This is a genomic window from Chitinophaga sp. Ak27 (assembly GCF_012726295.1).
GTDB lineage: Bacteria > Bacteroidota > Bacteroidia > Chitinophagales > Chitinophagaceae > Chitinophaga.
In genome coordinates this window covers 501,550-519,823 of the sequence record NZ_JABAOB010000001.1, presented here as the reverse complement: position 1 = coordinate 519,823, position 18,274 = coordinate 501,550, and the positions used below count along the sequence as shown (strand labels likewise).

Annotated in this window: 12 protein-coding genes; 4 read left to right on the top strand and 8 right to left on the bottom strand. The window is 43.8% G+C overall.

Annotation, left to right across the window (positions count from 1 at the left end):
• Nucleotides 1–77: 77 nt before the first annotated feature.
• Both HGH90_RS02100 and HGH90_RS02095 read left to right on the top strand, forming a co-directional pair.
• Nucleotides 78–3,269 carry a two-component regulator propeller domain-containing protein gene (locus HGH90_RS02100; RefSeq protein ID WP_248276956.1) on the top strand — a complete coding sequence of 1,064 codons (3,192 nt, stop codon included), beginning with the start codon at nt 78–80 and terminating at the stop codon, nt 3,267–3,269.
• Nucleotide 3,270: 1 nt separating this feature from the next.
• Nucleotides 3,271–4,035: a response regulator gene (locus tag HGH90_RS02095; RefSeq protein WP_168763355.1), complete on the top strand. Its 765-nt coding sequence runs from the start codon at nt 3,271–3,273 to the stop codon at nt 4,033–4,035.
• A 54-nt stretch (nt 4,036–4,089) separates the two neighbouring features.
• Here the strand turns inward: HGH90_RS02095 and HGH90_RS02090 are convergent, their stop codons facing one another.
• The 3 genes from HGH90_RS02090 to HGH90_RS02080 form a co-directional block, all read right to left on the bottom strand.
• On the bottom strand, nt 4,090–6,012 hold the full coding sequence (locus HGH90_RS02090) for a RagB/SusD family nutrient uptake outer membrane protein (RefSeq protein ID WP_168763354.1): 1,923 nt from the start codon (nt 6,010–6,012) through the stop codon (nt 4,090–4,092).
• Nucleotides 6,013–6,087: 75 nt separating this feature from the next.
• Entirely contained in the window at nt 6,088–9,378 is a 3,291-nt protein-coding gene (locus HGH90_RS02085) for a SusC/RagA family TonB-linked outer membrane protein (RefSeq protein WP_169190271.1), read from the bottom strand.
• Nucleotides 9,379–9,790: 412 nt separating this feature from the next.
• Nucleotides 9,791–10,894, bottom strand: coding sequence for a glycoside hydrolase family 105 protein (locus HGH90_RS02080; RefSeq protein ID WP_169190270.1), 1,104 nt, complete (start codon nt 10,892–10,894; stop codon nt 9,791–9,793).
• Nucleotides 10,895–11,234: 340 nt separating this feature from the next.
• On the opposite strand from HGH90_RS02080, the gene HGH90_RS02075 reads away from it, so the two are divergent.
• Nucleotides 11,235–12,020 carry a hypothetical protein gene (locus HGH90_RS02075; RefSeq protein WP_169190269.1) on the top strand — a complete coding sequence of 262 codons (786 nt, stop codon included), beginning with the start codon at nt 11,235–11,237 and terminating at the stop codon, nt 12,018–12,020.
• Nucleotides 12,021–12,165: 145 nt separating this feature from the next.
• Here HGH90_RS02075 and HGH90_RS02070 read toward each other — a convergent pair whose 3' ends face one another.
• Entirely contained in the window at nt 12,166–12,456 is a 291-nt protein-coding gene (locus tag HGH90_RS02070) for a DUF3892 domain-containing protein (RefSeq protein WP_168763350.1), read from the bottom strand.
• Between the two features lie 117 nt (nt 12,457–12,573).
• Between HGH90_RS02070 and HGH90_RS02065 the strand changes: the two genes are divergently transcribed.
• Nucleotides 12,574–13,272 (top strand): hypothetical protein, encoded by a 699-nt coding sequence (locus HGH90_RS02065; RefSeq protein ID WP_169190268.1) that lies wholly within the window; start codon nt 12,574–12,576, stop codon nt 13,270–13,272.
• A gap of 112 nt (nt 13,273–13,384) precedes the next feature.
• Here HGH90_RS02065 and HGH90_RS02060 read toward each other — a convergent pair whose 3' ends face one another.
• Genes HGH90_RS02060 through HGH90_RS02045 form a run of 4 tightly spaced genes read right to left on the bottom strand, consistent with a single transcriptional unit; the run spans nt 13,385 to nt 18,270 of the window.
• Entirely contained in the window at nt 13,385–13,570 is a 186-nt protein-coding gene (locus tag HGH90_RS02060; protein WP_168763348.1) for a DUF2892 domain-containing protein, read from the bottom strand.
• A gap of 17 nt (nt 13,571–13,587) precedes the next feature.
• Complete coding sequence (locus tag HGH90_RS02055) at nt 13,588–13,893, bottom strand: hypothetical protein (RefSeq protein ID WP_168763347.1); 306 nt, start codon at nt 13,891–13,893, stop codon at nt 13,588–13,590.
• On the bottom strand, nt 13,890–17,114 hold the full coding sequence (locus HGH90_RS02050; protein ID WP_169190267.1) for an efflux RND transporter permease subunit: 3,225 nt from the start codon (nt 17,112–17,114) through the stop codon (nt 13,890–13,892). Before HGH90_RS02050 ends, HGH90_RS02055 begins: the two co-directional genes overlap by 4 nt.
• 46 nt (nt 17,115–17,160) lie before the next feature.
• Nucleotides 17,161–18,270: an efflux RND transporter periplasmic adaptor subunit gene (locus HGH90_RS02045; RefSeq protein ID WP_168763345.1), complete on the bottom strand. Its 1,110-nt coding sequence runs from the start codon at nt 18,268–18,270 to the stop codon at nt 17,161–17,163.
• Between the last annotated feature and the right edge of the window lie 4 nt (nt 18,271–18,274).

Below are 18,274 nucleotides of genomic sequence, written 5' to 3'. Positions count from 1 at the left end.
CTGTACGGCCATCAATGGTATGATTCGACTTTGGCCCTATAGGATTTTGATATCATTATTTATATTTGGATTTAGTGATGATGAGATCCTTCGGTCATATTGTTTTTTTGTTGAATTTACTGTTACTGGTTGCTATTTCTCCCTGCTATAGCCAATATTACTTTAAGCATTACCAGGTAGATGACGGCTTGGTGCATAATGCGGTAACCGCCGTAATACAGGATAGTACCGGTTTAATATGGGTAGGTACCCGTGGCGGCTTGAACCGTTTTGACGGATATACCTTTAAAGCCTACAAAAACAACAACGATAAATTCGGCAGCCTCGGCAATGATGTGATTAATTGTATTGCCGAAGATAAAAACCGGATGATCTGGATCGCCACCGGCAAAGGCATTTTTAAATATAACCCTTATAAAGAAGTCCTCACGGAGCTGGAAACAGTCCCGAAAGAATATACCAACCATCTTGTAGTAGATAATGACAATAACCTGTGGTTTCTCATCCAATTTTCCCTGTACAAATACATACAGGCAGAAAACAGGGTAGAGAACCTGAAAATAAAGGCATCCTGTATTGCGCTGGATTCCAATAAGAATTTATGGTTGGGAGATAATGACGGTAATATTCATATTTACAACCCCAAAGCAAAGCCAGGCGACAGAATAAGGATCGTTGATAGAAGTTTGCCTGTAAATGCCCGGTCTATCAGCAAAATATACCCTATCGGTAACAACGAACTATTGATAGGTTGTTTTAAGCAGGGATTAAAAAGCTACAACACTACAACCGGTCTCGTAAAATCCTTATCACTGGATGGAGATAAGCATAAGGACATATTTGTTCGCGACATTGCCGTGGGTAACGATGGGCAATACTGGATCGCCACCGAATCGGGAATTTACATTTACGACCTGGCCATCAACAAGAGCATTAGCCTGAAAAAACGACCGGGCGACCCCTATGCCCTGGCAGACAATGCTGTTTATGCCATATGCAGGGATAACCAGGGTGGTATGTGGGCTGGTACTTTTTTTGGCGGGCTGAATTATTATTCAAAAGTCAATGCGCGATTTGAGAAGTATTATCCATTGCCGGGTACTAATGCTATTTCAGGAAATGCGATAAGTGAGATATGCGCCGATAAAAACGGGCACTTATGGATCGGCACCGAAGATGCTGGTATCAGCAAACTGGATGTAAAAACCGGACTATTTACAAACTATACAGCTACCGGCAAAAAAGGAAGCATCTCCTATTCGAATATACACGGATTGTTTTCCTGGGGAAACGCTTTATTTATCGGCCCCTTTTTGCAGGGCATGGAAATCATGGATGTGCGTACAGGATTGGTGACGAACCGGTTTAAACTCATCGGCGACAAGACCGGGCCGATGAGCGATTTTGTAATTTCCATCTACCGGACAAAAAACAATAAACTGCTGGTAGGTACTGCCTATCGTAATGCCGGGCTATTTGAATATGATATACAGCACAAAACATTTAGGCGTATCAGCCAGATACCATTCAATACTTATGTGTACGATATTTTCGAAGATTCAGCCGGAAATATCTGGACCGGCAGCGTAAAGGAAGGCGCATTTTATTATAACCCTGAAACCGGACAGCGGGGAAATTTGCGTTTTGGTGATACCACCCGGGGAAAGACCATCAACGAATTCCCTGTATACAATATCTTTGAAGACAGCGACCATGCTTTATGGTTTGCCACCACTGGCTCCGGGTTGATAAAACTGAACCCCGACCGGAAAACCACCAAAAGATACACTACGGCAAACGGGCTACCCAGCAATGTATTATATAGCATCCTGGAAGATAATTCAAAGCATCTGTGGGTGAGTTCGTCCAAAGGCCTTGTTTGTTTTGACCTGCATACCGAACAGGTGAAAGTATATACACAGGCCAACGGATTGATAACAGATCAATTCAACTATAACTCGGCGTACAAGCATACCGATGGTAAAATGTACTTCGGCTCTGTTAAAGGGATGATTGCCTTCGACCCGGCTTTATTTAGTCAAAGAGAGCCCAGCCCGCCGACCTATATAACGGGTTTCCAGATTAATAATATAGAGGCAGTGCCTGGTGGGCATAACAGCCCGCTTCCCAAATCTATTTTATATACAGACACGATTGTATTGAAATATGATCAAAACAATTTTAGTATTGAATTTGCCGCATTAAATTTTTCATCGCCCGGGGCCACGCGGTATAAATATCTCATGAAAGGCATCGACCAGCCCTGGACCTATCTCAACACCAACCGCAAAGCCTATTTCACCGACCTTAGCTACGGCAGCTATGAATTCATTGTTCAGGCGGAAAGTAATACAGGAAGCTGGGTAGGCCGGGAGCGGCGGCTGTTCATTAAAATTCTGCCACCTTTTTGGAAAAGCAACGTTGCCTACATTTTATACCTACTGCTCTTAGGCACCGTGATATTCATCACAGACCGTTTATATCGCCGATACCTGCAGCGCAAAAATTTGCGGAAACTACAATTATTTGAACACGAAAAGGAAAAAGAAATTTACCAGGCCAAGATTGAATTTTTTACCAATATTACCCATGAAATACAAACTCCGCTGACGCTTATAGCAGGTCCTATAGAGTGGTTGAGTAAAAAGTTTGACAAAGAACCGCATGTCAAGAAAAGTCTCAAAATCGCCGAAAAAAATACCCGGCGCCTGATAGAGCTGGCCAGCCAGTTGCTCGATTTTAGAAAAACAGAAGCAGATCAGTTCAGCTTAAATTTCGTAAAAACAGATATTGTTAGGCTGATAACCGAACTGGTAGCAGGCTTTAAAGAACAGGCTGCCGCTAACCATATCAATTTAAATATAGTACTACCAGGAAAACCCTTTATGGCTTTTGTAGACCGGGAAGCGTTCAATAAAATATGTACCAACATTGTGTCAAATGCGGTTAAATATGCGGCTACCAGGGCCACGATTAGTATAAATACGGTAAACGATACGGATGAATATTTTACCATCAGCTTTAGCAACGATGGTAAAGGCATACCAGCAGAGTTTAAAGACCAGATATTTGAACCCTTTGTAAGGCTACGGGGAAATGACCGGCCGGGAACCGGCATCGGGCTATCGCTGGCCAAATCGCTCACTGAGCTGCACAATGGATCGTTGCGATTGATTTCCGGAGAAACTGATTTAATTATATTTGAACTGAAACTGCCCATACATCAAAAATTTGAGTTTCAATTGAGCAGTTGGAAAAAGATAAAGTAGTATGACCGAAAGTATTCTTATTGTTGATGATAATGAAGATATCCTGGAGTTTTTATCTGTAGTTTTGGGTGATAGCTACCAGCTGCATCTTGCCGCCAATGGGGAAATTGCGCAAACTGTGCTGGACAAAGAAATTATTCACCTCATTATATCGGATATTATGATGCCGGGAATTGATGGTTTTGAACTGTGCCGGCTAATTAAGTCTAATGTTGAATATTGCCATATCCCCATCATTTTATTAACGTCTAAAAATACCTACAAAGCCCACATTGAAGGATTGGAAGTAGGGGCAGACGCTTATATCCAAAAGCCGTTCTCGTCGGAGCTGCTGCAGGTACAGATTGCCAACCTGCTTAAAAACCGCCGCAAGATAAAAGAACATTTTGCCAGTTCGCCTTTTGAGGATGTGCGGGTAATGGCGCATTCCAAAACAGATGAAGCCTTTCTGAAAAAACTGGATGAATATATCAGGGAGAATATTAAAGACCCAAATATTGATATTGATATGCTGGCCGGACACATGTTTATGAGCCGCACTACGTTGTATCGTAAAATTAAATCCTTATCCTCCCTGTCTCCGAAAGAATTAATTGATATTACGCGACTTAAAAAGGCCGCCAATTTAATCGCCCAAAATGAATTTTCGTTTTACGAGATTTCAAAGATGATAGGGTATAGCTCGCAAAGCCTTTTCAGCCGTAACTTTCAGAAGTATTTTAAAATGTCGCCCCTCGAATATTTTGATTCATTGCCCCGGCAGTAAAGGTGAAGCACTGCTTCGCCTTTACTGCCGGGAAATTGGTATTAACTTTTTTTCCTAATTTTTATCCTCATCATTCACCGCGTTTTCCCATTTCGTCCACATCTCTACATCCGGGGCATAGCCGTTATAGCCGGGATTTTGACGCAGCTTGCCATATAAGTTGGCATCGATAGCTGATTGGGGAATTGGCCAATAGATATTATGTGGCGCCATGGTATAGGATCTTCCTTTTATGGTGATTTTGTTTTTGTTGTAGTAATTGTTGTAATGCTGTATGCGCTGATACCAATAGCTGTTGTCTGACAGGGTGTTCACGTTATATGTATTGCCCCATTCATCGGCTTTGCCGCTTAAGGCGAGGCTGTAGGACATACGGCTTAGCTCCATGTGCCGCCATTCTTCCATCCAGAGTTCCCTGGCACGTTCGTTGGCGATGTCGCCAATTGTAACGGCGGTGTATAATTGCTGGCATTTTGCTCTTTGCCTTACAATATTTACATCTGCTGTAGCTGCGGCTATATTCCCTTTGTAAAATTGCGCCTCCGCACGAAGCAGGTAGGTTTCCGCCAAACGATAACAGTACCAGTCGGCCGCCCCGCCCCTATTATTATTACTCGCCGGATTGCCAATATGATCAATATCATTTGCAAACACTTTATAGTGTGGCCAGTCGAACCAATTACGCACCGTATCGGTACACAAAAGTTTTGTTCCATTATAGAGTCTCAGGTTTTTACCAAAGTATAAGGCATCTGAAGGATCATTATATTTCAGAGAGTCCATTCTTGCCCAATTGCCCACCCGGCTGTTATGCCGCAAATCTGCGGTATCATTAATGCCATTTACGTTCCAAAGTTCATGCTGCGCAAAATAGGTAGGACTGATCATGGCGATACCGCGGCCCACCGCCGAGTTGTAATCCAGGTTGGCCCGGTAGGAGTTGCTGGATGAAGCGTAGCATTGCATAAATTTCCCTGCCGGAGAAACCAGGGTGGAAATATTCCACATAGGTCCCCAGTTCCGCATGGTACGCATTTTTATGGCAGCATCCGTACCATCCCGGTTGGGCATAGCCAGAATAGCTTCTTTGTTGGTCGGAATACACTTGTTCACCGGGCGATGGAGGTCCCATATCACGTTCCGCGTAATGTGCCAGGTAGCTTCCAGCGGGCTTTCAAACGTACCAAATGGAGCCGTCATTAATGAATAACCTGAACTATTAATTAAAGCATCGGCTTGTGCAATGGCTTTATCCCACTGTCCGGTGGCAAGGTAGCATTTGATCAATAGCTGACGGCAGGCGCCCTTATTAATCATGCCTATATAAGACATGCTGGATTGATCAGGCACCCATTGTACCGCATCTTCCATATTTTTAGTGATCATCTCCAGGATAGCTTCCCGGCTGGTGCTCTTATAGTTCTGTTTAGGGGTAGATGGAATCCGCGTGATCAGCGGGACATTGCTAAACTGGAAACATAGTGCCAGGTAACGGAACGACCTGTGAAAATAAGCCCGGCCAATATACTCATGTTTAGTAGCTTCGTCCAGGCCGGGCACTTTGTCAATATAGGAAGTGATGGTATTGGCATACTTGATCCCGTTGTAAGTTTCTCCCCAGAAATAACTGAGCATGTTCACATCGTTTGTGTACATGCCATCTGTTGGCGTAAGGCGTGTAGCCACATCTGCAAAGATGCTTCCATCGTCTGTTTTGCCGGATACCGCCATGTCGGACAACATATACTCGCTATTAATAGGCACTGAAATATCCCTTGATGTAATGTAGCTCCAGTAAGCCCGTAGATGCTTGTCACACATCGCTATGGCAGCATCGAGACCCGACTTGGTAGAGAAAGTCGTTTCGGGCTCATAAAAGGATAAAGGATCAGGTTTAAGATAGTTCTTGCTGCAGGAGGCAATCATTGCAGCTACCAGTGCTGCGAAGACGGTTTTTGCTATATAATTCTTTCTCATGTTTCTTTATTTGATTTTAACCACCTGTAATTCCCACAAAAGCATCATTAGAAACAGGTATGAAAATGAATATTTTTAGAAGGTCACGTTCAGCCCAAGCGTGTATATTCTCGGCGCCATATCACCGGTTTCAATATCCCAGTAGTTCCAGTTTTTATCTTTTTTCCAGACAGCTACATTGCGAACCGTAGCATATACCTTCAGATTTTCAATTCCTGCCGGTGAGATAAGCTTGTGGGGCAGTGTGTAGCCAATTGTTGCATTATCAAGCCTGATAAAAGAACGATCAAATACCCTGTTGGGAGAGGCAACACCGGAAGGACCCCGTGCATCCAGCCGTCCGAAAAAGTCACTCGGATGATCCAGCGTCCAATATTCCTTTTGATACGTATTGGCATTGTACGTCACCAAGGAAACACTATTGTCCTGGTTCAGGTAAGAAGTACTCAGGCTTTTATGGCCCCAGGAAGAATAGATATTGAAAGAGAAGTTGAAGTTTTTATAAGTAAAATCATTCCGTAGAGACCACATTATCGGCGGGGTAGTCTGGCCCAGGAATTCCTTGTCCTTATTATTATAAACCGCCGTTGTGGTGCCATCCGTGTTTTTTATATCATCTGCCGTGTAGTTATTAGCTACTTTAGGATCTCCGGGTCGCTGGCCGTATTTGGCCGCTTCCGCTGCCTCATTCACCTGCCATATTCCGGTTACGCGGTAGTTCCAGATGGCGCTGGCAGACTGTCCGATAAACCATCCGTTGGAGATATCATCAGATTCTTTTGAGGACACTACCTTTCCATCGGCATCTAATACATCCTCATACCGGTAATAAAGGTGCTTAATGGTGTTTTTATATTTCGAGAATCCGAAAGTGGTATTCCAGGTGAAATTGGGCGTTCTGATATTTTGGGAATTAACCGAAATTTCGAAACCTTTATTTTGTATTTCTCCCAAATTAGTAGTAATGCTGGTAAATCCTGAAAAGTCGGGCAACGATTGACTCATGACCATATTGGTGGTAGGCATGTAATAATAATCGAGTGTAGCGGAGATCCGGTTATTTAGGAAAGCGAGATCCAGCCCGATATTATATGCGGATGTTTTTTCCCATTGTAAATGGGGGTTCGCCATACGATCAATCCTTAGATAGTAATACTGGATATAGTTGCCGCTGGCATCTAAGTATCCCTGAGTAGTGGCGCCGTTAGCGAGGTTGGCCAGCGCAATATAAGGGTTGGCAAGGGACCTGTTTCCGTTTTGCCCATAGGATAGCCGCAATTTACCGTTGTTCAACGGGCTCCAGTTAAAGAATCTTTCATTGGTAAAGGTCCAGGCTAATGCTGCGGAGAAAAAGGTGGCCCGAGGATTCGAAGTACCAAACGCAGAGTAACCGTCGCGGCGTACAGAGGTCGTCAGCATATAACGGTCATCATATGAATAGAACACGCGGGCAAGCATACCATCAGCCGTTTCATGAGAATCGTCGGTATTGAAACTGCTGTTAAGCGGATCGCCGGTAGAAGTTTCATGAAATCCTAATGCATCACTGGGCAAAATATTGCGGGCATTGATAACATCGCTCCAGTACCGTCTTTCTTCAGCTTCCTGGACCAGGGTTACATTTACCTTATGCTTTTGGGCAAAAGTCTTTTCCCAGCTGATTGTATTATTCAAAGACCAATCAAAGCGTTTTCCCCAGTTCCGGTCCACACCATGGTTTATAGGTAACCAGTCGGGGTGTTCCGACGATTCGAAATAGCGGTTATAATACCACTGATATCGCGGAGAAACATTAAAAGAGTAGCGGATATTGAAGGGCAATTTTACCTTGGCGGAGAGAATGGTATTTAGCACAGTATAGCCTCTTTCAAGCTTCATATACTGTTTATTGAAATCAAAATTATACCCCTTGCTGGCAGTCATTTCATCGCCCATAGGATGTACTTCCAGGTTACCATTTTCGTCCTTGTAAGACGCAAAAGGGCTGTTGTTGATAATCTGGGCTCCCCAGTTATTCGCAATATTTCCATCGGACCGGTCCTGGAAGTTGACATTGGCGCTGATATCGAGCCAGTTGGTGACTTTACCGTCCACTTTCAGGTTAGAGCGTACTGCCCGGTAGTTATCACCTACCACCACACCCTGGTTAGACAGATAGCCGGCGGACAAATAATAATTTATTTTATCGCTGGCGCCGGATACGCTGAGGTTGTAGTCCTGGTTAAAGCCGGTACGGAAACTGTGGTCATACCAATCGAAGGATTTTCCTTTTAGATAGTTGTCTAATGTAGTATATTGAAGCCCTAAGCGTTTAGCCTGGATTTCTTTATCAGAGGCGTTACTGGCATTTGTTGAATAGGCCCGCCATTCGTCAATAGTGATGCCATATTTTTGCAACATATCAGCGGTAGGCATTTCATAATATCCCCATTTACCAGCTGTTGCTGTTTCTGATATATATGGCTCATAGGCTCCGGTTGCTGTATTGATGCCATAGGTAGCTGCTGTATACCAGTCCTGGCGGTATTTCATATAGCCGTCGGGGCCAAAAACCTTCCTGTTGGCGGCCATGTCAGAAAGCCCGAAATTGGTTGTCAGATGAATAGTAGGCTTCCCTTTTTTCCCTTTTTTAGTAGTGATGATGAGTACCCCGTTGGCTGACTTCGCACCATAAATGGCTGCAGCTGAGGCGTCTTTAAGAACATCAATCTGATCAATGTCATCGGGATTTATTTCGGACAATTCGCCATAAAAAATCATTCCGTCCAGTATCAGCAAAGGATCATTATGCCCGCCATCCGTATATACGGAGCGCTGGCCGCGGATACGTATCGTGCCACCTCCCTTTGCAGAAGGGTCAAAACCCACGCTTACGCCGGGTGTTCCGCGTATGATATCCTGCACTGTTTTAGGGTTCTCATCTGCAATCTTATCCGGGCGGATAGATGTGATGGCCCCCGTAAGATCTTTTTTCTTCATGGTGCCGTAACCGATAACCACCACATTGTTTAGATCGTTGGTAGCTTGTTGCAGTATAATAGCCAGCGGTTTTCCATTCGGTATCACTTCTTTGCTGACATAACTTACGTGCGACGCTCTCAGGGGAATGCCTTTTTCCGTCTGGATACTAAAGTTGCCCGATAAGTCCGTTTTTGCAACCACTGTTGTTCCCTTGGCGGCAATTGTAACGCCGGCTATTCCATTACCCAGGGAGTCAGTAACCCGGCCGGTTACCGTTTGATGTTGTGCGAGGGTATGGAAGGGGAGCAGAAAAAACAATAAGGCTATCAATAGCCCGTTCAGTAAGTACCTCGTACACGAAGAAGCGGCGTGGGGCTTCCTGGTTGTTGTATAGTTTTTCTCCATAATGATCATTTGGTCGTTATCTCGATGAAATTTATAATAGCATAGATTGGTATATACAGATGGGATACCACGGTGCCGAAGTAATGTTTTGGATCTGTATACGTGGAATAGCCGTCATGGCTGGTTCATAAGTGGATATTCTTTACATAAAGAAGTATAAGCTGCAAAAATGCTACCTGCTACACACCTGGTCTATGTGATTTATATTCGTGGAAAATCATTCATTCAGTATTGTAGTACGAAGTAAAAATTCTTTTTTCGTACGTTTCATTCAACTTTTTGTCGAATCATTCCAAAATATAGGGGCGGAAGGAGAAGAGGATGAAATAGGCAAAGAGAAAACAGGTTGTTGTTGGTGGCTTTGGTGTCCCCGCACCAGCGCCACCAGCAACAACAGCAGGAAACCAGCCAGTTATTTCCCTAAAAGTGCTGCTGCGCACCACAGGTAGGGGGCTTGCCCGTGAAGGTCGCCCGCATTACGTGGGCGGTCAAGGTAATATTGCTTATCGTTCTTTTTACCTGTACCTACACAAACTTCGGTTACATTATTACGTTCGTCTATATACGAACTCATGGCCATCCATGCTTTTCTTGCTGCGGGAGCATACTCGGCTGCATCTAACCACCCTTGCTGAACGCCAACAATAAATGCATAGGTAAACATGGCGGTACCAGATGTTTCCGGCCAGAAGTCAGCTTCATCAATCAGCTGGTTCCACATACCGCTGGGCCTTTGATGGGCTTTCAGGCTTTTCATCATAGTCAGATAGCCTTCCATAATACGTTGGCGGTCTTTGTGATCTTTAGGCAGCTCACGGAGCAGATCGGGCATGCCTACTGCCATCCAGCCAGCTCCCCTGGCCCAGTAGTATGGCACATCCGGCGCGTGGTAGAAAAGCCCGTTCGGACGTTGCATTTCATTCAGATAGAGTACCATTTCTTTTGCCGCTCTGTCGATATATTTACGATCGCCGGTTACTTTATAGGCCTCGTTTTGTACAACGGTAATCATATACATATCGTCGATCCATAAACGTGTTTGCCAGGAATACCCTTTATCCGCCCAGGCTTTTTCATCTGGTTTGGCATCCTTTGGCACTTCCCACTGGGTGTCGGCATAGGCTAGTCCTATTTTCTTATATCGTTCGTCTTTTGTTACCTGGTAGAGTTTCAGCGCAATGCTGCCAAACATGTTGTAGTCTACATGGTTCATGGGCGGCAGCAATACCTTTTCCCGGGAGAAGAAGGGCTCGAATTTGTCCTGTAGCAGCTTGATGAGCTTTTGATCTTTTGTTTTTACAGCGTAGTCCAAGGCGCCGTTCCAGCTGCAAACTTCGGCATAGTGAATATACCGTCCGGCATAAAGCTCATGTCTGCCGTCCACGAAGTGGTAGGCCAATCGCTTACCCACCTCGGAGGGCGTGGCGCCTTTCGGGAATTGGGTCAGCAGGTTTTGCTGGGCAAACAGGAATTGAAAGGATATAATGGCCAGCAAGGATAAAAATAATTTACTCATAACGTTTTCTTGTTGAACTTATCTAAATTTTAGTGAATGTTTCCAATACGCTTCACGCGGAATCATGCGAAGAAATAAAATATCTTTCTGGGATTTTGTTCAGTTTTTTGTCGATTTGATTCTAAAAAAACAAGCGTGCGTAACTACCAGGATGGGGGAAGAGAAGAGGTGGCCTGGCCGTAATGACCAACCTGTCAGTAGGAACAGGATAGAATTTTTTTTGAGTTGATACTGTAAAGTGTATATATTTGCGGCTTAACCCAAATTAATTAACCTGGTAGAAGGTAACCCCCTTCTCAATTACATGTGATTTACAGCACATAATTTTTTATTAAACTATATGGAAAAAGGAAAATTGCTTCAGGAGTATAAGCAAAGCTCATCAATGTGGGTAGTATATGGATTTTTTATAGGATTGTTTGTGTTGATAGCCCTGGGTGGACTGGCGCTGGCTTTCCTGCTGCCCAATGAGCCGGGAATGGGCTTCGCCTCCAAATTCATTTTCGTTTTTGGACTGGCCATGGCGGTCATTTTTTACGCGAGCGCCAAACGGAAAATGGATAAGCCTCAATATTTTTTGTATGAAAATGGTATAGAACGTAAATATAAATCGCAGGAATACCTTATGCCAGTAAAAAACCTTACGGACTTGTTCCTGTTCACTACCGGCAAGTCTCCAGGGCCTAATAACCTCGCTTTCAAAAGCGATGGCAGCGATCAATGGGAGCTTATCAGCATTCACCACAGCGGGGATATCGGCGCTTTAATCGATCTAAACCGTGTCAAAAGAAGTGAATACCTGTGGCAGGAAATTGAGCAGGGAAAAACTATTGAATTCAATTATATCACTACAGCTACTGCACTGAAAAACTCCTTTACTGCGTTATCTGCCAACACATTTTTAAATAGTAAATCCAAACAGGTAAGTCTGAATAAAGAATTTCTCACGGTTAACGATACTAATTATCCTTTAGCAAACCTGCAACCCATTCAGAAAGCAGCGTTAAAAGGATACTCCATCAAAGATAAGACCGGCAAAGAAGTGTTTAGTTTCAGCGAAACAACGCTTTGGAGCTTTGCGGTGTTTGCAGAAATATATACAAGGCTGCTGGAAGCTCGTTCATAGTTTACCAGAAAGTACTGGATCAACCAGTGCAAGTATTTAAGTAGCGGCGCCCTTAACTTATACGTTAAAGACGCCGCTATTAAGTGGATTCGGTTGTGCTGTTTCACTCATCAAGTCTTTTTAATGCCTGATCTTTTGGATGAATTTAGCCTGCCGGGCACTCCGGAAGATTTAGTAAGTTATTGGGGCGGTATCCATCTGATGTTGTTTTCAGGTATTTCCGGTTATCGTGCGATGCGATGACAACATCTACGCTTTTACCATTAACGCTAACGAAAAATTGACATTTACCCTCTTCAATTGATTTGATCGCATCGTCTTCTGACAGCTTCCAGCGGAATCCATCATTGGTTAGTCCTCCGATATGAGAAATTCTTTCGTGGTCGTCGTAATGGCTACCCCGTTTGTTAATGCAGGTAATTTGATATGTGGTCATAGTATGGATTTTAATTGACCTGCAAAGTGGTGTTTTGGGCGATGAATAACTTACGGAAAACCGTAGGTATCGTAAAAATAACCGTACTTCGTTGCCGGATGATTTTATATTACCATTATGATAGATTTATCTCATACGGAGAAACAAATTCACTATGTCACGAATTTTCAAGACCTTATTTCTACGCCATTTAGCGGAGAAATGAATGCAATTTGCTGGAATCGTCAGCTAACAGGTGATTTTTCAGAGATTACAGAGAAGATAACGTTAAGTGGAAATATAACGGAAATCGGACAAGACGAACTTCGTGAACTGCAGTTGAGTGAACAGGGACAGCTTGCCCGGGAAATTATTTTAGATGACCTGAAGTTACTGGAAGCTCATGGTGCATTGCCAATCCTGAATGTAATCAGCTACTATGAACGGGATGATGCCTACCCGTTTTTTTCAACCGATGTTTATTCTTTTCATGTAGATCGCTCACCTGTACCCGTCGATACCTTTTTGTGCACCTATTATGGAACGTCCAGTGAAATATTGCCAAATTCACAGGGAAGGAAGAAAGTATTTATCCCCGACATCCGGGATGAGCTCAAAAAACGCTATCATGGAGCAGAGGAAGGTTTTGAATCATTTTTAAGCGAGCATAGCTTTGACCTGCATTACCAGGCTAACCCCGATGCACATCCAATAAGTTTAGGTTTGGGGCGCCTATGGAGGCTGGCGGTTGATCATCCTGAAAGCGAGGTGCCTCCCTGTATTCACCGTGCACCAAAGGAAAAGCCCGGACAAAACAGGTTATTGTTGATCTGTTGAACACAGATCAGCGCCCCAATCGCAAAAGATTAAATTTAAATGGCAAAGCTGGCGATCACTACAATTTGACAGGGGGATCGAACATGATATTATACAAATAACACACTTCGAACTAATCTTTAACACCCGCTGCTTTTAAGATCTTCTCCAGCGGGCAAAACCTGGTAATAGAAGATTGTAGCAAGTTTGCGCCCGCGAATACACCCAGCCATATCCAATTAGTATTTACCGTATACGCTAAGATTATACTGGTTAAAACAAGTGTGCCGGCAAAGGCACGCACAATTCTTTCTCTCATATTTTTAGCTTTTAAAGTTAAACGTATTTTTCTACGGGCAGAACAAATGCTCTGACCGGAAAATTTTCTTTCAGCTTTTTATTGTAGTCGATAATCAATTCAATTCCAAGTTTGGTATTTGCATCGCTTGTGAAGGCAAATATCATCACTGAATCAAATTGTGGGTTTCCACTGGCAAACCATTCTTCCAAAATGCCAGGTGGCTGGCCGTCTCTATGGCCAATGATATCGCCCGAGCTAAAGATGTCAATGTTTGCCAGCTTGAAGATTTTTGAAATATCGCCCAGCAATTCTTTAAGACAGGTGACTATAAACAGTTTCATATGCCAGATTTAAATTGTTTAAGCTCTTTTTTACGCATCATTTTGAAATATAGTAAAGGAACTACGATCAGTGTCAGGAACGTAGAGGTGACAGTGCCGCCCATTAATGCAATCGCCAATCCCTGGAAGATAGGGTCAAATAAAATGATCACTGCCCCTAATGCCACCGCTCCTGCGGTCAGCAAAATAGGGGTTGTACGTACCGCTCCGGCTTCTATGATAGCCTGCTTTAATGGAATTCCAGCTTTTAGCCGGATATTAATAAAATCAATCAACAGTATGGAGTTCCGGACCATCACGCCCGCCAGCGCAATAAAGCCAATCATTGAAGTTGCTGTGAAATAGGCATGAAACAGCCAGTGGCCCACCACAATACCGATTAATGATAACGGGATAGCGGCAAGCATAACCAGTGGTACAGTAAAATTCTGAAACCAGCCAACAATTAGGATGTAAATCATAATAATCACCACTGCGAAGGCGATACCCAGGTCTCTGAAAACTTCGAAAGTGATTTGCCATTCTCCATCCCATTTCAGGCTATAGTTGTCTTCCAGTTCCGGCTGATGGGTATATTCTTCTTTTAGTGAATATCCCTTGGGTATGTGCACTGTTTTTAGTTTATCAGAAACATCAGAGATGGCATAAGACGGACTTTCCAGTTTACCGGCCATGTCTGCCAGTACGTACACTACTTCTTTTTGGTTCTTGCGGTAAATACTTTTTGGTTTCACCTGCCGGGTTACCGTCACCAGGTCCCTGATAGGAAATGCATTACCCTGCATATTTACAATTTTCAGGTTAAGTACATCGTCTATACTGGTTTTTTCGGCATCACTCAGCTGCAACTTTATCGCGGTTTGATTGTATGCCGTCGGCTGGAAGATATTCCCTGCCGGCATACCTGATAAAGCAGCATTGATGGTAGCTGTTATTTGCGCTGAAGCTATTCCATAGCGCATCGCTTTTTCCTTGTTGACTTCAATATGATATTCCGGCTGATCATCTTCCGTCATCCAATCCACATCCACCACGCCTGTTGTTTGGTTGAAAAGGGCCTTTACCTGTTTTGCGATCTTTACTTGTTCATCATAATCAGGGCCATAAATCTCTGCTACGAGCGTCGATAATACCGGCGGACCGGGAGGTACTTCTACAATTTTTACGTTGGCGTTGTATTTTTGGGCAATGTGCTGTATGGGGCCGCGCATTTCTTTGGCTATACTATGACTTTGCAGGTTCCTGTCTTTTTTATCAACCAGGTTTACCTGTATATCCGCAACGTTATTGCCTCTTCTTAGGTCATAATGGCGTACCAGCCCATTGAAACTGATGGGAGCAGAGGTTCCTATGTAGGATTGATAATTTCTGACCAAGGGCTGTGTTGAGATGTAAGCACCGATATCTTTTGCTACCGCCTGCGTTTTTTCCAATGTAGTGCCTTCAGGCATATCAATTATCACCTGGAACTCGTTCTTATTATCAAAGGGGAGCATTTTTACCGCAACTGCTTTGGTATAGAACATAAACAGTGAGGCCATTAGGATGATCACGATGCTTAGTATGAACGTCCAGCGTTTCCAACGGGTTTCCAGCAAAGGCTGGATGAAAGCGCGGTATATCTTATAAATACGGGTCTCTTCTAGTGCTTTGTTTTCAGTTGCTTCCGCCCGGGCGCTATGTTTTTCTTTTTCCCGGAGGAATATATAACCCAGATAAGGGGTAAGCGTTAAAGCAACGATTAGTGATAATAGCATTGCTATGGACGCGCCTATAGGCATCGGGCTCATATATGGTCCCATCATACCAGACACAAAGGCCATGGGCAAAACTGCGGCTATTACAGTAAAAGTAGCCAGTATGGTCGGGTTACCTACTTCATTGATAGCATATATCGCCGCTTGTAGTGGAGGTAACTTTTTCATTTTAAAGTGCCGGTGCATATTCTCCGCTATGATGATGGAATCATCTACCACAATACCCGTTATGAATACCAGGGCAAACAGGGTAATACGGTTAAGCGTGTAATGCATAAAGTAGTATGCAAAAAGTGTCAGGGCGAAGGTTACCGGTACGGATAGAAATACTACCAGGCCGCCCCGCCATCCCATGGCCAGCATTACAAATACAGTAACTACCACAATGGCAATAAACAAGTGAAACAGCAATTCAGACACTTTATCGGAGGCTGTTTCGCCGTAGTTCCTGGTAACCGTTAAATGCACGTCGCCAGGTAATAGACCGGCTTTTAAATGGTTAATCTTACTTATGAGCGCTTCAGATAACTTCATGGCGTCTGCGCCTTTCTTTTTGGCGACCGACAGGGTGATGGCCGGATAATTGGATTTAAAAGAACGGGCATTTGATGCATCCGCTTTTCCGTATCCAAACAATACATATTGAGCAGGCGTTTCGGCGCCTTCTTCTACCGTGGCTATTTGTTTAAGATAAACTGGTTGTTGCTGATTTATGCCTACTACCAAATTGGCAACATCATCAACACTCGCCAAAAAGTTACCGGTTTCCACAGAAAAAGCAGTGTCCTTTTGAAGCAGCGTTCCGCTTTGCAGTTGTATATTACTGCCCTGGATCTGTTTGCTGAGGGATAAAAAGTCAACATGGTTTTCTGCCATCTTATTTTTATCGAGTAATACTTTTACCTCGCGGTTGCGTCCCCCAAGAATATTGACGTCTGAAACATCGTTTGTTTTTTTAATCTCATTGGCCAGTTCCTGCCCGATCAGCTTCAACTGATAATCGTCATATTTATCACTCCAGATAGTGAGGCCGAGCACAGGAACATCGTCTATAGCCCGTGTTTTGATCAATGGAAGGGTAACGCCCTGCGGCATTTTATCCATATTTTTCATCAGCTCACTATACAATTTTACCAGTGAGCGTTCTACATCTTCGCCTACATAAAACTGGACGATCACCATTGCCTGCCCCTGCATGGAGGTAGAATACACGTATTCTACGCCTTTAATATTGGAGATCATTTTCTCAATTGGCGCTGCTACTTTGGTTTCCACATCTTTTGGGGTAGCACCCGGGTAACCAATAAAAATATCAGCCATGGGTACCTGTATCTGGGGCTCTTCCTCACGTGGAATCAGAAAGGTACTATAGCCTCCGATCAGTAAAAAGGCGATCATCAACAGAATCGTTAATTTCGATTGTATGAATGCCTTTGCTATGTTTCCTGAAAATCCGTTTTTCATTATGATGATTTATAGTTAATGACAACGAAGCTGTTGCGCGCCGTCGTTATTTAATTTTAACTGCAGCACCGTTAAATAGCCGGCCATCAGCACTGGCAATAAATTGTTCATGAGCAGCCAGGCCGCTTAATACTTCCACCTGATTTCCCACCGTCTTACCCAGCCTTACCCAACGTAGCAGGGCGGTGTTGTTGTTGCCTATAGTGTATATACCTGTTAGCTGGTCTTTATACTCGATGCAGGATACCGGCACCATTACCTGGTCATTGCCGGCAGTATTTTGAGCGGATTGTTTTACCGGGATGAGAATATTAGCATACATCCCTGAAAGCAGGCCTTGTTTCTCATTATCCGGGATATGTACCTTGATAAGGTATTGTCCACCCGTAAACTGCGAAGATTGATTGATCTGTGCCACAGTACCTTTAATCACCTTGTTAACTGCGTTGATACTTACGGTCACTTCAGCACCCTGGGCTACTTGGCTGATTGAATTTTCAGGAACAACAGCACTTACCTGGTAATTGCCGTTTTGTTCAATAGTTAGTATCGGCATACCAGGACTAGCCATACTGCCGGCGTCCATTAACTTTTGTGTGACGGTTCCGGAGAATGGAGCTACTAAATTGGTATAGTTCAATGTGGCGTTTATTTCATTACGCATTTGTTTAGCTGCATCCAGTCTTGATTTGGCAGAATTGTATTGTAGCGTAACATTATCCAGCTCTTTCGCCGATGCGCTTTGCTGTTTGTATAAGTTGTTAAACCGCTCGTAGTCCCTTTGAGCGCTTTTGTATCCCGCTTCAGCTTCAGCGATCATCGCGTCGGCCTGGGCTCTTTTTGCCAGGATATCATCATTGCTTATTGTTACCAGTAACTGTCCTTTATTAACGGGATCCCCCACTTTTACATTTAGCCTGGTAATGTATCCCATTATCCTGGTGCTGATATTGGCGGTTTGACCGGCCTCTATCCGGCCGCTTACATTTAGACCTTCCTGTCCGTCGGTAGCGGGTTGGCTTACTGTTACCAGAATTGCCGTATCGACGCCGGTTGGAGTTCCCTTTTTATCATGGGGAGAGCAGGCGCTCATTACCAATAAACTAACTCCGGCAAGTAGTTGTAGTATCCTGGTCGTATTTATAGCTGGTCTCATATAA